This window comes from Campylobacter sp. CFSAN093238, assembly GCF_012898015.1.
In the GTDB taxonomy this organism is placed as follows: domain Bacteria; phylum Campylobacterota; class Campylobacteria; order Campylobacterales; family Campylobacteraceae; genus Campylobacter_D; species Campylobacter_D jejuni.
In genome coordinates, this window is sequence record NZ_CP040611.1 from 1,092,758 (window position 1) to 1,109,423 (window position 16,666).

Sequence of the window (16,666 nt, forward strand, 5' to 3'; positions counted from 1 at the left end):
CTAAATTTTAGCACTTTTTTACTAAAAAGAAAATATAAACCTTAGCTTCTATCAGCTCTAGATAACTTTTATAAACTTATAAATCTATAAGTATAAATTTAATTTTTAAATTCTTTTATTATCTTATCAAAACCCCAAAGTTTTCTTGCTTCATCACTTTTTTTAGGCTCTATAATAAGCATTTCTTCTTCAGAACCCAATTTACTTTCTATCTCACCAAAAGCATTAATAAACAAAGTATCGCCGTAAAAATTCCACTCATCTTTTGTTTTGCCTATGCGATTTACTCTTAAAATGCTTGTAGAATTTAAAAAAGCTCTTGTTTTTAAAAGTTCTTCCCATCTTTGTTTGCTTTCAAAGGTACAAGCACTAGGAACGATAACCAAATCAATTTTTTTCGCCATAATCTGTTGCCAAAAAATATCAAAATGTGTCTCAAAACCAAAAAGCAAAGCACATTTTAATTTTTCATAATTAAAAGTAAAAATTTTTAATTCTGATGGAGTTTTGTTGCTGAAAAATTTTTCTTCATTCCAATGTTCATAAGGCATTAAAATTTGCTGTTCATAACTTTTCACACCATTTGGAGTAACTTTTAAGCAAAGTTTTTTATAACTTTTAGCTTCAACGCTTACATAAGGAGCGATGATTTCTAATTCGTATTTTTTAGCAAGTTTAATCAAGCTTTCTTTTTTAGCTTCGCTTTGTTCTTTTATCATATTTTTTGGCATATGCAAAAGTTCTGTAAAAAAACTGTTGATCACATATTCTCCCAAAACTACTAAATTTACTCCATTGTCTTTTGAAGCTTTAAGATAATAATCAAGCCTTGATTCACTTAAAGCTAAAGTTGGAAACTGTAAAGCTGCTATTTTACTCATCGATTTGCTCCACTTCTAATTTTGCTTTTTCAAGCTCAAGTCTTGCTTTTTTGATACTCTCTAAACCTTCTTTATAAATTTTTACACTTTCATCTAAGGCAAGCTCTTGATTATTTAATTTTTCCAAAGATTCATTAGCGTGTTTTAAATTTTCTTCAAAACTCATTGATGATTAACCTTGTAGTTTGGTGCTTCATGAGTGATAGTAACATCATGCACGTGACTTTCTTTAAGTCCTGCAGTGGTAATTTCAACAAATTCGGCTCTTTTTTGAAAATCTTCTATATCTTTAGCCCCAACATAACCCATAGAAGAACGCAAACCTCCTAAAAGTTGGTGCACCACACTTCTTATACTTCCCACATAAGGAACACGCCCTTCTATACCTTCAGGAACGAGTTTATCTTGAGCGGTACCTTGCTGAAAATATCTATCCGAACTTCCCTTTTGCATAGCCCCAAGCGAGCCCATACCACGATAAGACTTATATTGTCTTCCTTGATAAGTAAAAAGCTCTCCTGGACTCTCATCTGTTCCAGCTAAAAGCGATCCTATCATAACAGAACTCGCACCTACGGCTAAAGCTTTTGCAATATCACCTGAATATTTAATCCCGCCATCAGCTATCACAGGAATGCCAAATTTATTTGCTTCTTCCACGCACTCATCAATGGCCGAAATTTGAGGCACACCCACACCTGAAACAATACGTGTGGTACAAATACTTCCTGGCCCAATACCTACTTTAACCGCATCTACTCCTGCTTCACAAAGTGCTTTTGCTGCAGCTGCAGTGGCGATATTTCCTGCGATAAGATCTAAATTTGGATATTTAGCTTTAATCGCTTTTACTGTATCAATAATACCCTTAGAATGTCCATGCGCAGAATCAAGCACAACAACATCAACGCCCGCTTCAACTAAAGCATCCACACGATCCATTTGTCCTACTCCTATAGCCGCACCCACACGTAATCTTCCAAAATTATCTTTATTGGCATCAGGATATTCTTTGCGTTTTTTAAGATCTTTTATAGTGATAAGTCCTTCCAAGCGTCCTTGTTCATCCACTATAGGAAGTTTTTCTACTTTGTTGGTACTGAAAATTTTTTCCGCATCATCTAAAGTACAACCCTTTGGAGCAGTGATTAAAGGCATTTTAGTCATAACATTTTCAACCAAATTTGAAAAATCACTCTCAAATCTTAAATCACGATTGGTGAGTATGCCTATTAGTTTCTTATCTTCATCTACTACAGGAACACCTGAAATTCTATACTCTGCCATAATTTCTAAAGCTTCCGCAACACTTGCCTTAGGACTTACAAAAATAGGATCGATAATCACCCCGCTTTCGCTTTTTTTCACTCTTTTTACTTCTCTAACCTGTGAGGTTATATCCATGTTTTTATGAATCACTCCAAGCCCTCCAAGTCTTGCCATCATAATAGCAGCCCTGTGTTCAGTAACTGTATCCATAGCCGCAGAGATTAAAGGCATATTTAAAGTGATATTTTTTGTCAGTTTAGTATGAATTTTTACTTCCTTAGGTAGAACTTCAGAATACCCAGGACGCAATAATACATCTTCAAAAGTTAAAGCTCTTTTTACAATTTTCATCTTTCATCCTTAATTTTTAATCATTTGTTCTAAACTTAAAGCCCCGTCTAACAAGGTTTGTTCATCATAAGCTTTGCAAATCAGTTGTGCTGATATATTAAGCCCTTCTTTATCTTTTGCAACAGGCACACTAATGCCTCCAAGCCCTGCTAAATTTACAGAGATAGTATAAACATCTTCTAAATAAGTTTGTATAGGGCTTTTTTGAGTATCAAATTTAAAAGCCGTTGTAGGCGTTACAGGCATAAAAATAAGATCACAATCTTGTAAAATTTCTTCATATTTTGCCTTAATAAAAGCTCTAGCTTTTTGTGCTTTAATATAATACGCATCATAATATCCACTGCTTAAAACAAAAGTTCCTAACAAAATTCTTCTTTTTACTTCTTCTCCAAAACCTTCGCTGCGTGTATTTACATACATTTCTTTTAAATTTTGGATATTTTCAGAACGCTTGCCATAACGCACCCCATCATAACGACTTAAATTTGTACTTGCTTCAGCTGTTGCGATGATATAATACGCCGCAATATCAAACTTAGAATCAAGCAAATTTTTATATACAATCTCATGTCCATTAGCTTTTAACATATCTATGGTTTTTAAAAGTGCATTTTTTACTTCACTATCTGCATCATTGACATAATTTTCAATCACTGCAATTTTTAATTTTTTATTTGCATTTAAATTTGGAGCGGTTTTGATAAACTCGATATTTGCACTCGTGCTATCCATTTTGTCATATCCTGCGATCGCATCATATAAAATTGCCGCATCTTCTACATTTTGCGTTAAAACCCCGATTTGATCCAAACTTGAAGAATAAGAAGCTAAGCCATAGCGACTCACTCTTCCATAACTCGGTTTAAATCCTACGCAACCACAAAAAGCTGCAGGCTGACGTACAGATCCTCCTGTATCAGAACCCAAACTTGCCAAAGCCAAGCCACCCGCTACCGCAGCAGCACTTCCGCCACTTGAACCACCTGGCACACGCTCAAAATTTAAAGGATTTAAAGTTTTGCCATAATAAGAACTCGCTGTTGAACTTCCCATAGCAAATTCATCCATATTGCAACGCCCAAAAGGAGAAAAACCATTAGCTTTTAAATTAACAATCACACTTGCATCATAAGGGGCGATATAACCTTGTAAAATCTTACTCGCACTAGTAAGCTCCCAGCCCTTTACGCTGATATTATCTTTTATAGCTACAGGCACACCTTCACCTGAAACACTTAAGTCTTTATCTAAAAATTGTTCGATATAAGCACCTATTTTTTTTTCTTTTTTTGCTTTTTCATTGAGTTCTTTTTTTAAATTTTCAAGTTCTTCTTTGGAGTATTTTAAAGCTTCTTTTAAAGTTATCATTTATTTTCCTTTGTTTTTTTGATCAAAAATACTGCTAAAGCACTAAAAGCCAAAACCACCGCTACAGTTGTGATGATAATGCTATTTGGAATAGGATTTTCTAGCATTGAATCCCTTTTAAAACTTCTTCACATCTTAAACAAGGTGTTTCTTCATCTTTACTTTGAAGTTTCCAACATCTTGGGCATTTACAAAGCGAAGCTTTGGTGATTTTAAATTTCTCATTCTCTACTTCAAATTCAGCCAAAATTTCTTCATTTTCATTGCTGATTTGACTTACCATAAACCAATCGGCTAATTCCTCATTTGGGAATTTATTAAAACTGATGTTTAAATTTAATTCCAAAGTAGATTTGATGATTTTATCTTTTTTAAGTATATCAATTTGTTCAAAAAATTTCTCTCTAGCACTCATTAAAAATGTATCATCTATACCAAAATCATAATCAAAATCTTGAGTTAAACTTAGATCAAATACATCTTTTGCATCACCTTTGATTAAAACATTAGCATGTTCTAAAGCCTCATCTACACTATAGCTTAAATTTGAAGCAAGTAAATTTAAAAGCTCTTTTGCTATCAAAGCCATAGCCACTTGAGCGGATTTTCTTCTTTGAGCATTTTCGCTATCACAATAAAGTCTATCTTTACTGATATCAAGATAAATCCCACTTAAATCCGCACTTAAGAAATTTAAAAGCAAACTAAAACCTTTAGCAAATTCATAAGCAAAAAATGCCTCTTTGCTTGCTTTAAAAACTTTAGTTGCACGGCTTAATATCCATTTATCAATAAAGCTAAATTCTTTAACTTCTAAATCTTTTAAGTCATTTGTATTGGCAAGTAAAAATCTTATAGTGTTTCTTATTTTGCGATATTGTTCACCCACTTGTTTTAAGATATTGTCTGAAATTTTTAAATCACTTAAATAATCACTTAAAAGTATCCAAAGTCTTAAAATTTCAACTCCATAGGTTTTTGCTACATATTCAGGAGCAATCACATTGCCTTTAGATTTAGACATTTTTTGCCCTTTTTCATCAGTGGTAAAACCATGAGTTAAAATGCTTTCATAAGGTGCACTTTCATTGATCGCTGTACCTACAAGCAAAGAGCTTTGAAACCAACCACGATGCTGATCGCTTCCTTCTAAATACATACTTGCTCTTTTTTCTCCTGCGTCATAAAGTCCGCTATTTAAAACCGCATTAAAAGTACTTCCACTATCAAACCAAACATCTAAAATATCATATACTTTTTCTAAATTTTCAGCGTTGTATTTTGAATTTGTAGGAATTAAATCTTTGATTTCAAACTCCCACCACGCATCAGCGCCATGTTTTTCAAAGATAGCTGCTACAAAGTCAAAAAGCTCATCATCAAAAATCACTTCTTTAGTGTTTTTATCTCTAAAAAAGGCTATAGGCGTTCCCCAGTCTCTTTGTCTTGAAATACACCAATCTGGGCGATTTTCCACCATAGAACCTATTCTTTTTACCCCACTTTGCGGATAAAAGGTTGTTTTTAAAAGTTGTTCTTTTGCACACTCTCTTAAAGTTTTTCCTTGAAGTTTTGGTTCATCCATTAAAATAAACCATTGTTTAGTAGCTCTATAAATCACAGGCTTATGCGTTCTCCAACAAAATGGATAAGAGTGTATAAATTTAGAAGAATGTAACAGTTTTTCGCCTAAAAGTTCTAAAATTTTTTCATTGGCCTTAAAAATATGAAGACCTATAAACTCTTCAAGCAAATGAGAAGGCAAAAGCCCTTTAGCTCTTAAAGTTTCATCATAACATCCACTATCATCAACAGGCATTAAAACCTCAATGCCATATTTCAAACAAGCATAATAATCATCTTCGCCATGTCCTGGTGCAGTATGTACAAGTCCACTTCCACCATCCATCAATACATGCTCGCCCATAATTAAAACAGATTTTCTTCCATTTAAAGGATTGATAGCTTCAAGTTTTTCAAATTCTTTTGCGTTTAGTTCTTTTTGAATTTCTCCACTTGTAAGTCCTTTTTCTACCATACTTTTAAGTAAAGCACTTGCAAAAATCAAACCCTCTTTGGTGATCACATAATTTTCATTAGGATTTAAAGCTATAGCTTGATTAGCCACCAAAGTCCAAGGCGTAGTTGTCCATATCACTGTGCTTGCTTTTGAAACGCCTAATTTTTCGCAAGCTTTTACATCTAAATCAAAAGCCACAAAGATAGAATAATCTTCTTTATCTTGATACTCTACTTCAGCTTCCGCTAAAGCTGACTTTGCCGCCCAACTCCAAAAAACAGGCTTAGAACGCTCGCAAAGTAAGCCTTTTTTAGCAATCTCGCATAAAGTTCTATAAATCGCTGCTTCAAACTCAAATTTCATAGTTAAATAAGGCTTATCCCAATCTGCAATAATGCCTAAATTTTTAAATTCTTCTCTTTGGATATCTACAAATTCACTCGCATGTTGTCTGCAAAACTCACGAATTTCTTTTTTACTTAAGCTTTTTTTCTTTTCTCCAAGCTTTACTTCTACTTGTTGTTCTATAGGCAAACCATGACAATCCCACCCTGGAGTAAAACGCACACTCTCACCTTTAAAATAATGCGTTTTGATAATAGTTTCTTTTAAAATTTTATTTAAAGCATGTCCTATATGGATATGTCCGTTAGCATAAGGGGGGCCATCGTGTAAGGTAAAACTTTTTTTCGCATTTTTGCGATTTTCTTTCATTTTTTCATAAGCATAATTTTGCTCAAACCATTTTTTAAATCTTTGCGGTTCAAGTTCCGCTAAATTCGCCCGCATAGCAAAACTAGTACTGGGCAAAAGTAGAGTTTCTTTGTAGTCCATTTTTTCCACCTAATTTTTAATAATCTTAAATTCTACTCAAATTAGCTTTAATTTCTACTTTGTTTTTGGCTATAATTATAAGAAAAAAAGGAAAATTTATGAAACATTTGCTTTATCTTATAGGAGATGAGCTTACTATAAACGAAAAATTCAAAAATTATATTTATAGAACTTATGAAGAAAAATTTAAAGAAATCAACGAAATTCGCATACAAAATAAAACCGATAAAGATTTACCTTTTTTACTTGAAAATCTCTTAAATCAGTATGATTTTATCACTTTATTTACAAGCTCTTTGCATTATGCGACTGTTGCTAAAATTTTAGCAACTTTAAATGATGATAATCTTATCTTAAAAGATGATACCTTGGTTCCAGATAAAGCAGAATTTAGTAAAAATAGCTTTGTGTGTAATTTTTCAAATTCAAAAATTAATGTCGTTAAAATAAATCCAAGCGAAAAATTACCCAATCTTCTTGGACATATAAAATTAAATTTTGCATATTTTTGCATTTTTGGCATGGATGATGAAAGCGCTATATTGCTACTGCAAACCCTAACAAAATCTTATGAGATAAGTATAAAATCAACCAAGCTTTTAGATAATCTTGTGCTTATTAAGGCCACTTGCGCTAATTTTGGAAAACTTGATGGTTTTTTAAATAGCGTAAAAAATCTTTTTGGACAAAAGGTATTTTTAGGTAAAGATCCCATACATTTTATAAGCTCTAAACTTTTAGAAAAAAAATTAAAAATTTCTTTTGCTGAAAGTTGCACAGGTGGACTTTGTGCAAGTACCTTAACCAAAATTTCAGGTGTAAGTGAAATTTTTGAAGGTTCTATTGTAAGTTATTCCAACCGCATCAAACACGAATGGCTTGGAATTAGCGAAAGCGTCTTAGAAAATAATGGCGAATACAGTGAACGTTGTGTTTATTTTATGCTAAAAGGTATTTTTAAAACAGCTAATCCTGATTTTGCCTTAGCTGTTAGCGGAGTAGTTGGCGAAAAAGATGAGGGAAAAATAAAATCAGGCACTATTTATATAGGTGCAATGTTTAGAGATGGAACTTTTATCCAAGAAACGCTTTATTTAGATGGAGATCGTGAATTTATGCAAGAACAAGCTGTTTTGGCAACTTTTTGCTTACTTTTAAAATTAAAACCTGAAATTTTTGAAATTTAAGGGATTTAAAAATGAAAGAAATTAAGCTAAAAGAAGACTTGGAAAAAATTTATCCCTTGATAAAACAATTAAGAAATAACCTATCTTTGAAAGATTTTTTAGACAAAATCCAACTTGCTACACAAACTCAACATTATAAACTTTTTGCCTATGAAAATGAGGGAAGCTACAAAGCAGCTTGTGGAGTCATGCCCTTTAATGTACTTTATCATAATCATTGTCTTTATATTTGTGATTTTGTCGTAGATGAAGCTTTAAGAGGAAAAGGTATAGGTCAAGCTTTTTTGAAAAAAATCCAAATTTGGGCAAAAGATCAAGGATATGAAGAATTAGAACTAAGTTCAAGTTTTTTTAGAACACAAGCTCATGAATTTTATATCCAAAAAATGGGTTTTGAAAAATCCGGTTTTGTTTTTAAGAAAAATATCAAACTATAATATTTTTTGATTAAGCTTTGCATTTTATAATTAATATTATTATTTTTGATTTTAAGGAATAAAATGAATTTTAAAGAACTAATTTCAAAACGCAGAGCTTGTAAACTTTTTAATGATAAAAAAATCAATGAAAAGGATTTGCATTTTATCTTAGAAAGTGGAGTCTTAGCCCCAAGCTCACATGGATTTGAGCCTTGGAAATTTGTAGTATTAGAACAAAAAGAACACAATCTTAAACTCTCAACCCTATGTTACAATCAACAAAATGTAGCAAGTGCAAGTCATAATATTATTTTTCTAGCAAGAAAAGATCTTCAAAGCAAAGATGAATTTGCACAAAAACAAGTGCGTCGTTTCTCAGGTTCTAGCGAAGAAAATTTTCAAAAAATTTTAGAAATTTATACTCATAAAACCAATGCAATGAATGATAATGAACTCTATCATTATGCACAACTTCAATGCTATCTTGCTATGATGCAAATGTCACTAGCTGCAATGAGCTTAGGTATTGATTCTTGCATGATAGGTGGCTTTGAAAAAGCTAAGGTTGATGATTTTCTTAATTTAACTTATCCTTTTGAAACTGCCGTAATTTTATCCTTAGGATATAAAGCCCACGAACCAAAATATTCTACTCAACGCTTAAATTTTAATGAAGTCGTCGAATTTTACAAGGAAAAATAATGAAAAAAGAACTTGAAATTTTTAGCACAAGATATTCTTGTAGAAATTTTAAAAATGAAAAACTCAAAAAAGAGGATTTAAATTCTATTTTAGAAATAACAAGATTAAGCCCCAGTTCCTTAGGACTGGAACCTTGGAAATTTATAGTAATGCAAGATGAGAAAAGAAAAGAAGAACTTTCTAAAATTTGCAACCAACAAAAACATGTAAAAGATTGCGCTGCATTAATTATCATCATTTCAAGACTTGATTTTTTAGATTATTTTGAAGAAAAACTTAGAAAAAGAGATATGAGTGAAACAGAAATTCAAAAACGCTTAGATGCTTATATGCCTTTTTTAAAATCTCTGAATCAAGAACAAAAAATATCTTATGCAAGAGAACAAGCTCATATAGCTCTAGCTAGCATACTTTACAGTGCTAATGCTTTAAATATAGCAAGTTGCACTATAGGTGGTTTTGATAAAGAAAAGCTTGATTCTTATTTATCACTTGATATTCAAAAAGAAAGATCAAGTTTGGTGGTAGCTTTAGGATATTGCAACGATGAAAAAAATCCTCAAAAAAATCGTTTTAGTTTTGATGAAGTTGTAAAATTTATTTAAATTTTGCTTTTAAGCAAAATTTAAATAAAAATAAACTGATTCTTTTTTTGTATTTTTACTAAGTCTTTGCTTAAATTTTATACAATTTTGATTATAATTTTACATTTAATTTCACAAGGCTTGTTATGAATTTACCCAATATCTTGGCGATTTTTAGAATGGTTTTAGCGCCTTTGCTATTTTTTTTATTAATTCATCATTTTGAAAATATTCATCAAAGTTGGATTAACTATTTTGCTGCTTTAACTTTTTCATTAGCAGCTTTAAGTGATTTTTTTGATGGATACATCGCAAGAACTTGGAAACAAACTACAAAACTGGGTGGAATCTTAGATCCATTAGCCGATAAAATGCTTGTTTTAGCAGCTTTTTTAGGGCTTTTACTTACAGGAAAAGCTAATGAATGGGTAATTTATATTATACTAGTAAGGGAATTTTTTATCACGGGTTTTAGAGTTGTAATGATCAGTGAAAATTTAAATGTCAATGCTTCTTTTGCAGGCAAGCTTAAAACCGCTTTTCAAATGACTGCGATAGGATTTTTAATCATGGAGTGGATAGGCGGTGAAATTCTACTTTACATAGCTTTGTTTTTAACTCTTTGTTCTGGATTTGAATACATCTATACTTATATAAAAGCTCAAAAAAAAGGAGAAAAATGAGATCTTTATTGCTTTTAATTGTTATTTTGACTTTGGGAATTAAATTTTATTCTATTGAATTTTTAGCAACTGTTTTAGTCATCTCATTTTTAATTTTCTTTCACGAATTAGGACATTTTTTGGCTGCAAGATCTTTGGGTGTAAAAGTTGAAGTTTTTAGTATAGGATTTGGAAAAAGTCTTATAGAGCGTGAATTTAAAGGCACAAACTATCGCTTAAGCACTTTACCACTTGGAGGATATGTTAAACTTAAAGGACAAGATGATATGCGTCCTGGTTTTGAAAATCTAGACAAAGATAGCTATAGCATTTTAAGTCCTTTAAAAAAGATTTATATTCTTTTTGCTGGACCATTTTTTAATCTAATTTTAGCTTTTTTTCTTTATATTATCATAGGAAATTTAGGTCTAAACAAACTTGCTCCGCAAATAGGAAACATAGCGCCAAACTCTGCTGCACAAGAAATAGGACTTCAAAAAAATGATACTATCTTAGAAATTAACGGTATAAGAATTCAAACCTTTGATGAAATTTCAAAGCATTTAAGTTTAGATCCTTTGAAAATACTAATCAATAGAGAAGGAAAAAATTTAGAATTTATTTTAACTCCAAAAATAGGACAAGGATACAATGACTTTGGACAAATCGTTGAAAAACCTCAACTTGGAGTCAGTCCAAATGGGACAAGCACTCTTGTAAAACACCAAGGTTTAGAAAGTTTTAAATATGCCGCACAAGAAAGTTTTCAAGCTTCTACACTCATCATCAAGGGTATTGTAAAACTCATAAGTGGTGAAGTTGAAGCAAAAAATTTAGGCGGTATTATCACCATGACTGAAATTACCTCAAAGGCTGCACAAAATAGCTTTACTTTGCTTTTATTTATCACTGCTTTAATTTCTATAAATTTAGGCATTTTAAATCTTTTACCTATTCCTATGCTTGATGGAGGACATATACTTTTTAATCTTTATGAAATGATTTTTAGACGCAAAGTTCCACAGCGTACTTTTGAATATTTAAGCTATACAGGCATGGCAATACTTTTAAGTTTAATGCTCTTTGCAACTTATAATGATATATCAAGGATTATAGGTGAATAAAAAATTTTCCTACCCTATTCCAAATTTTACTGATAGAAGAAAAAGTATAATCTTTTGGCGCTATTTGCGTTTTCAAGCAAGAAAAATTTTATATTTTCCTCAAGTAAGACTTCTAGAAAAAACGCTTAATAAAGAAAAAAATAAACATTTAAAAGACTTTTTCTCTCAAAGACCCTATGCTTGTTACAATGCTACAAGAAGATTTTGCGATAAAAGTTTTAAAGCAAATGAACGTGTTAAAACACTTATTTATGATGTTGATAAGGGACTCGCTTGTTTTAAATTTCTTCCCGAGGAACAAATAATTTTTTCTTTTGATGAAGATTTTGAGCTTTTTTTAGGATATAACTATAATGTTTGCGAAGAAGGTTTTTGGGCTTTTTTTTTAAAATTTAAAAAATACACAATCTTACAATGTAATTTTTGCTTTACTTTAGAAAACAATCTTCTACTTTCTTGTATACAAGGACATAAATACAAAGATTTTAATATTTTAGAAATTAATAAAATTTTAACTAAAAAATGTCATGGTTTGCGCCCTGTTGCTTTACTTATAGAATGCTCTAAGATGCTTTGTGAAATTTTAAAACTTCAAGCTACTTTAGGTGTACATGAAAAAAATCAAATCCGTTCTCAAAAAGGAAAAGAAAAAGGCTATTTTGTAGATTATCAAAAAATTTGGCTAGAAAATGGTGGAGAATTAATAAAAATCAATAAACACAAATACTATAAACTCCACCACTCTCAAAAAAACCTAGAAGAAATCCCTTCGCAAAAACGCTCCATGTATAAAAAACGTTTTGCTATGCTTGAAGAAATCAAAACAAATTTAGATAAAACCTTAAGTATTCAAGACTAATTAAGTATATTTTGATATAATCTAGTCTTGCTTTATGCAAAATCCTTGCTCATAAAAATGGGCTTTAATATCCATAAGGAGAAAAGATGAAACATTATGAGGTTTTATTTATCTTAAAACCAACACTTACTGAAGAGGAAGTGAATGCGAAGTTGGAATTCGTTAAAGAAGTCCTAACCAAAAATAGTGCAGAAATTGAAACTGTTGTTCCAATGGGTACTAGAAAATTAGCGTATAAAATCAAAAAATACGAAAGAGGAACTTATTTTGTGATTTATTTCAAAGCTCCTACAAACTTGATCGCTGAGCTTGAAAGGGTGTTAAGAATCACTGAAGAAGTAATAAGATTTTTAATCGTAAAATATGAAAATAAAAAAGAAATTGCAGCTTGGGAAAAACTAAGCCACGGGATTAAGCAATCTAAAAAAGAAATTAAACCTTTAGATGCTCCTGAAATTCAATAAGGAAAAAGATGTTTAACAAAGTTGTTTTGGTTGGAAATCTTACACGTGATATAGAAATGCGTTATGCACAAAGCGGTAGTGCTATTGGAGCTTCCGCTATAGCAGTAACAAGAAGATTTACCGCAAATGGAGAAAAAAGAGAAGAAACTTGCTTTATTGATATAAGCTTTTATGGTCGCACCGCAGAAGTTGCAAACCAATACCTTACAAAAGGTTCAAAAGTACTCATAGAAGGACGTTTGAGATTTGAACAATGGAGTGATCAAAATGGACAAAATCGCTCTAAACATAGCATTCAAGTTGAAAATATGGAAATGCTTGGCAATTCCAATGCTCCACAACAAGGCGGAAATTTTGGCAATAATAGCTTTTCAAACAACAATTATAGTGGAAACTATGAAAATCAAAGCTATGATCCTTATATGAGTGAAAATCAAAATTTTAATAAAGCAAAAGCAAACCCTGCTCCACAAAGAAACCAAAACCCACAACACGAAGAAAAATTAAAAGAAATTGATATCGATGCTTATGATAGCGATGATACTAATTTACCATTTTAAAGGATAAACTATGGCAGAAAAAAGAAAATACTCTCGCAAATATTGCAAATACACTGAAGCAAAAGTTGAATTTATTGATTATAAAGATACAGCAATGTTAAAACATGCTTTATCTGAAAGATTTAAAATCATGCCACGCCGTTTAACAGGCACAAGCAAAAAATACCAAGAAATGGTAGAAGTTGCAATCAAACGCGCAAGACATGTAGCCCTTATCCCTTATATAGTGGATAGAAAAGAAGTAATCAATAATCCTTTTGAAGGACTATAATCTTTTAAAGCAAACTTGTAAAAAGTTTGCTTTCTTATACATTTATTCTCAAAATAAAGTTAAACCAAAGTATATTCTAAAACATCACTGAAAGTATCAACAGCAATGATTTCCATATTGTCTCTAACCTCACTAGGAATATCTTTTAAATCTCTTTCGTAATTTTTTCTTGGAATTAAAGCTGTTTTTATATCTGCTTTATAAGCTGCAATTAATTTTTCTTTTAATCCGCCTATTGGTAAAACTTTTCCTTTTAAATCTATTTCACCCGTCATTGCAACATCTGCTTTAACCTTTTTATCACTAAAAATAGAAGCAATAGCTGTGCTTATCGTAATACCTGCACTTGGGCCATCTTTTGGAGTAGCTCCATCTGGCACATGTATATGAATATTATAACTATCATAAACATTAACTTTAGGATCAATAATTATTTTTTTAGGTATTTTTATTTTTCCTTCATCGATTAAAACTTTTATCATGCTAAAAGCAATTCTAGCTGATTCTTTCATTACATCACCCAAACTTCCTGTGAGCGTTAATTCTCCTTTACCTTTAATTTTTACAGCCTCTACTTTTAAAACATCTCCACCTACGCTTGTCCAAGCCAAACCATTGACCTGACCTACTTGATTTTCTCCATTATTTTTTTCTATTTCAAAAACTTTTTTATCTAAAAATTCATTCAAATTTTTTGTATTAATAATGACTTTTTTAATATTTTCTAAAAGTAGTTTTTTAGCACTCTTACGACACAACTCTGCCACTTTGCGACGCAAATTTCTAACTCCTGATTCACGAGTATAATCGCTAATGATTAGCTCTATAGTTTCATCATCAATAAATAATTCATTGGATTTTAAGCCATGTTTTTTAAGCTCATCTGGAATTAAATATTTTTTCATTATATGAAATTTTTCACTTGGAGTATAAGAGCTAAGTTCTATAAATTCCATTCTATCTCTTAAAGGTGCAGGAATATTGCTAATATCATTTGCCGTTGCTATAAAAATGACTTTACTTAAATCAATATTAAAATTTAAATAATAATCCCTAAATTTAGAATTTTGCTCTGGATCTAAAATTTCTAAAAGCACCGCACTTGGATCGCCTCTAAAACTGCGATTTAATTTATCAATTTCATCCAATACAATTACAGGATTAATTTGTTTTGCCTCTATGAGTCCTTGAGTAATACGTCCAGGCATAGCGCCTATATAAGTTCTACGATGACCACGCAGCTCATTAACATCTTCAAGTCCACCTAAGGCTATACGAATAAGCTCTCTTTTTAAAGCTTTTGAAACAGAATTTGCCAGTGAAGTTTTACCAACACCAGGAGGCCCATAAAGACAAAGTATAACTTTAGCACCATCTTTTTCTGCTATTTTTCTTTTTTCTAAAAGTTCCCTAACTGCAAAATATTCTTCTATGCGTTCTTTTGGTTTATTTAATGCATAATGATCATGGTTGAGCTGTTTTGAAACTTCCTTAATATCAAGTTTTTTCTTAGAAATTTTTTCAAAAGGAACATCTAATGCTGTTTCTATGTAAGTTTGAATCATCGATGCTTCGGAATTATCTTGATGAATGCGTTCGAATTTTTCAATTTGTTTTTTGATTTCTTTATAAGCGTCTTCGTGCATAAATTTCTTCTTTAACTCCAGACGCTTTTGATACTCTCTAACCTCATCTTCTTTTTGCGTATCAGAACCAAGCTCTTTTTGAATTTGTCTTAATTGTTCTTTTAAAAAATATTCTTTATTTACCTTATCAATACGAGAATGTACTTTATTTTTAATTTCTTTTTGAATTTTATTAGCTTCTATTTCTTGAGCAATTAAATCTATTAATTTTACTAATTTTTGCTCAAGATCTGTTAAAATAAAAAACTCATAAGCAACTTGTTTTTTAATACGCACAGTATTTAAAATCAAATCGCAAATCCTAGATGCATCAAAACCTTCTTCAATTGTTCTTAAAAGATCTGGAGAAAAATAATGACTAATATTTGCCAAATTTTTTACTTTCTCTTTTAAAACTTCAAGAAGTGCTTCTTTTTTAGTTCCTTCTAAAAAGTCTTCTTTTATAAGTTCTATCTTGGCTTCTAAAGGTTTATTAGAAATTTGCTCTATAATTTTACCCTTGGCATATCCTTGAAAAAGTATTTTCACTCTTCCATCAGGCAAAGGAACTTTTCGCATGATAGTCCCAATCACTCCGCAATTATAAATTTCATCAAAATTTCTTCCATTTTCCAACTTTGAAGGTGCAACAAAAAGCATGCTATCATTTTTAATCGCAAGATCTAAAGCTTTCATATTGGATGAATCGTTAATAAAAATAGGAGTTATCATAAAAGGATATAAAAATAATTCATCTTCAACCAATACTGGTAAATTTGCTGGATAATTTTGTATCTCTTCAATCTGCATTTATTTTCCTTGTTTATTAAAATCTTTCAAATATACTTCTATACCAAGGAAGCTCAGGTTTGATAATACTTTGCTGATAAAATTCACTTTCTTGAAGTCTTTGTTTATAAATTTGTGCACTTTCATCATGCCCTATGCGCTGGTATAGATTTTCTATAGTACTATTAAGATAAAAAACCGCTAAATTAAATTTTGTAAGCATTGTTTGAACCAAAGGTTCATATTCTGTATAAGGATAATCTTTCAAAAAAGTATCTATTTCTTTTTGGCTTTCAAGCATTAAAGCCTGATTACGATTTGGCACTGCAAATGCATCAAATTTTGCCTTAATTTTAAGATAACGAATATAATCAGCATTGCGTGAATTTCCAAATTTTTTATTATATTCATCTAAATAAAATTCAGCTAACTTATATTCCTCTTCATCCATATGAGCTTGTGCTAAAATAATTAAAATAGTTTCCAATAAAGGATCGGCAACATGCTCACTTGCCATACCATTATAATGATCATCAGCTTTTTCCAAATCCTTGTCCTGCAAATCTTTAATAATTTGCTTATACCACTCACTAGCACTAAGATTGTATAAACCTTCATCATTTTTCGTACTACACGCACTAAAAAAAACACTTAAAAAAACCAATAAAAAAATACCTTTTTTCATACTTCACCT

18 protein-coding genes are annotated in these 16,666 nt (G+C 31.0%); 10 read left to right on the forward strand and 8 right to left on the reverse strand.

What is annotated here, in order from left to right:
- Positions 1-98: 98 nt before the first annotated feature.
- The 6 genes from FBF21_RS05665 to ileS are packed head-to-tail and all read right to left on the reverse strand — an operon-like array spanning position 99 to position 6,726.
- A complete protein-coding gene (locus tag FBF21_RS05665) occupies positions 99-881 on the reverse strand; it encodes a carbon-nitrogen hydrolase family protein (protein ID WP_002888304.1) in 783 nt (260 codons plus the stop codon).
- Positions 874-1,047: an exodeoxyribonuclease VII small subunit gene (gene xseB / locus FBF21_RS05670; protein ID WP_002853034.1), complete on the reverse strand. Its 174-nt coding sequence runs from the start codon at positions 1,045-1,047 to the stop codon at positions 874-876. Before xseB ends, FBF21_RS05665 begins: the two co-directional genes overlap by 8 nt.
- The gene (guaB, locus tag FBF21_RS05675; RefSeq protein WP_002868644.1) at positions 1,044-2,501 is read right to left on the reverse strand and encodes an IMP dehydrogenase; all 1,458 of its coding nucleotides are present in this window, start codon (positions 2,499-2,501) and stop codon (positions 1,044-1,046) included. The genes xseB and guaB overlap by 4 nt, the downstream gene beginning before the upstream one ends.
- Before the next feature lie 9 nt (positions 2,502-2,510).
- Positions 2,511-3,872: an Asp-tRNA(Asn)/Glu-tRNA(Gln) amidotransferase subunit GatA gene (gene gatA, locus FBF21_RS05680; protein WP_011049878.1), complete on the reverse strand. Its 1,362-nt coding sequence runs from the start codon at positions 3,870-3,872 to the stop codon at positions 2,511-2,513.
- Positions 3,869-3,979, reverse strand: a complete 111-nt coding sequence (locus FBF21_RS05685; protein ID WP_002860186.1) for a hypothetical protein — start codon at positions 3,977-3,979, stop codon at positions 3,869-3,871. The genes gatA and FBF21_RS05685 overlap by 4 nt, the downstream gene beginning before the upstream one ends.
- On the reverse strand, positions 3,973-6,726 hold the full coding sequence (gene ileS, locus FBF21_RS05690) for an isoleucine--tRNA ligase (RefSeq protein WP_011049879.1): 2,754 nt from the start codon (positions 6,724-6,726) through the stop codon (positions 3,973-3,975). Before ileS ends, FBF21_RS05685 begins: the two co-directional genes overlap by 7 nt.
- A 98-nt stretch (positions 6,727-6,824) precedes the next feature.
- On the opposite strand from ileS, the gene FBF21_RS05695 reads away from it, so the two are divergent.
- The 10 genes from FBF21_RS05695 to rpsR all read left to right on the forward strand — a co-directional run bounded on the left by FBF21_RS05695 (position 6,825) and on the right by rpsR (position 13,558).
- Positions 6,825-7,913: a CinA family protein gene (locus tag FBF21_RS05695; RefSeq protein ID WP_002867182.1), complete on the forward strand. Its 1,089-nt coding sequence runs from the start codon at positions 6,825-6,827 to the stop codon at positions 7,911-7,913.
- Positions 7,914-7,924: 11 nt separating this feature from the next.
- The gene (locus FBF21_RS05700; RefSeq protein WP_002777060.1) at positions 7,925-8,350 is read left to right on the forward strand and encodes a GNAT family N-acetyltransferase; all 426 of its coding nucleotides are present in this window, start codon (positions 7,925-7,927) and stop codon (positions 8,348-8,350) included.
- Between the two features lie 63 nt (positions 8,351-8,413).
- Positions 8,414-9,034 (forward strand): NAD(P)H-dependent oxidoreductase, encoded by a 621-nt coding sequence (locus tag FBF21_RS05705; RefSeq protein WP_002852938.1) that lies wholly within the window; start codon positions 8,414-8,416, stop codon positions 9,032-9,034.
- Complete coding sequence (locus tag FBF21_RS05710) at positions 9,034-9,639, forward strand: NAD(P)H-dependent oxidoreductase (RefSeq protein WP_002867183.1); 606 nt, start codon at positions 9,034-9,036, stop codon at positions 9,637-9,639. The genes FBF21_RS05705 and FBF21_RS05710 overlap by 1 nt, the downstream gene beginning before the upstream one ends.
- Before the next feature lie 125 nt (positions 9,640-9,764).
- Complete coding sequence (gene pgsA / locus FBF21_RS05715) at positions 9,765-10,301, forward strand: CDP-diacylglycerol--glycerol-3-phosphate 3-phosphatidyltransferase (RefSeq protein ID WP_002869472.1); 537 nt, start codon at positions 9,765-9,767, stop codon at positions 10,299-10,301.
- Positions 10,298-11,404, forward strand: a complete 1,107-nt coding sequence (rseP, locus tag FBF21_RS05720) for an RIP metalloprotease RseP (protein WP_002869473.1) — start codon at positions 10,298-10,300, stop codon at positions 11,402-11,404. The genes pgsA and rseP overlap by 4 nt, the downstream gene beginning before the upstream one ends.
- Positions 11,397-12,263, forward strand: coding sequence for a VirK family antimicrobial peptide resistance protein (locus FBF21_RS05725; RefSeq protein ID WP_002886367.1), 867 nt, complete (start codon positions 11,397-11,399; stop codon positions 12,261-12,263). The genes rseP and FBF21_RS05725 overlap by 8 nt, the downstream gene beginning before the upstream one ends.
- Before the next feature lie 86 nt (positions 12,264-12,349).
- Positions 12,350-12,727 carry a 30S ribosomal protein S6 gene (gene rpsF, locus FBF21_RS05730; RefSeq protein WP_002853062.1) on the forward strand — a complete coding sequence of 126 codons (378 nt, stop codon included), beginning with the start codon at positions 12,350-12,352 and terminating at the stop codon, positions 12,725-12,727.
- A gap of 8 nt (positions 12,728-12,735) precedes the next feature.
- Entirely contained in the window at positions 12,736-13,287 is a 552-nt protein-coding gene (locus FBF21_RS05735) for a single-stranded DNA-binding protein (RefSeq protein WP_002853013.1), read from the forward strand.
- Between the two features lie 10 nt (positions 13,288-13,297).
- Positions 13,298-13,558 (forward strand): 30S ribosomal protein S18, encoded by a 261-nt coding sequence (rpsR, locus tag FBF21_RS05740; protein ID WP_002853032.1) that lies wholly within the window; start codon positions 13,298-13,300, stop codon positions 13,556-13,558.
- A gap of 59 nt (positions 13,559-13,617) precedes the next feature.
- Here rpsR and lon read toward each other — a convergent pair whose 3' ends face one another.
- Positions 13,618-15,993 carry an endopeptidase La gene (lon, locus tag FBF21_RS05745; protein ID WP_002852988.1) on the reverse strand — a complete coding sequence of 792 codons (2,376 nt, stop codon included), beginning with the start codon at positions 15,991-15,993 and terminating at the stop codon, positions 13,618-13,620.
- 16 nt (positions 15,994-16,009) lie between these two features.
- On the reverse strand, positions 16,010-16,657 hold the full coding sequence (locus FBF21_RS05750) for an outer membrane protein assembly factor BamD (RefSeq protein ID WP_002860191.1): 648 nt from the start codon (positions 16,655-16,657) through the stop codon (positions 16,010-16,012).
- Positions 16,658-16,666 lie beyond the last annotated feature (9 nt).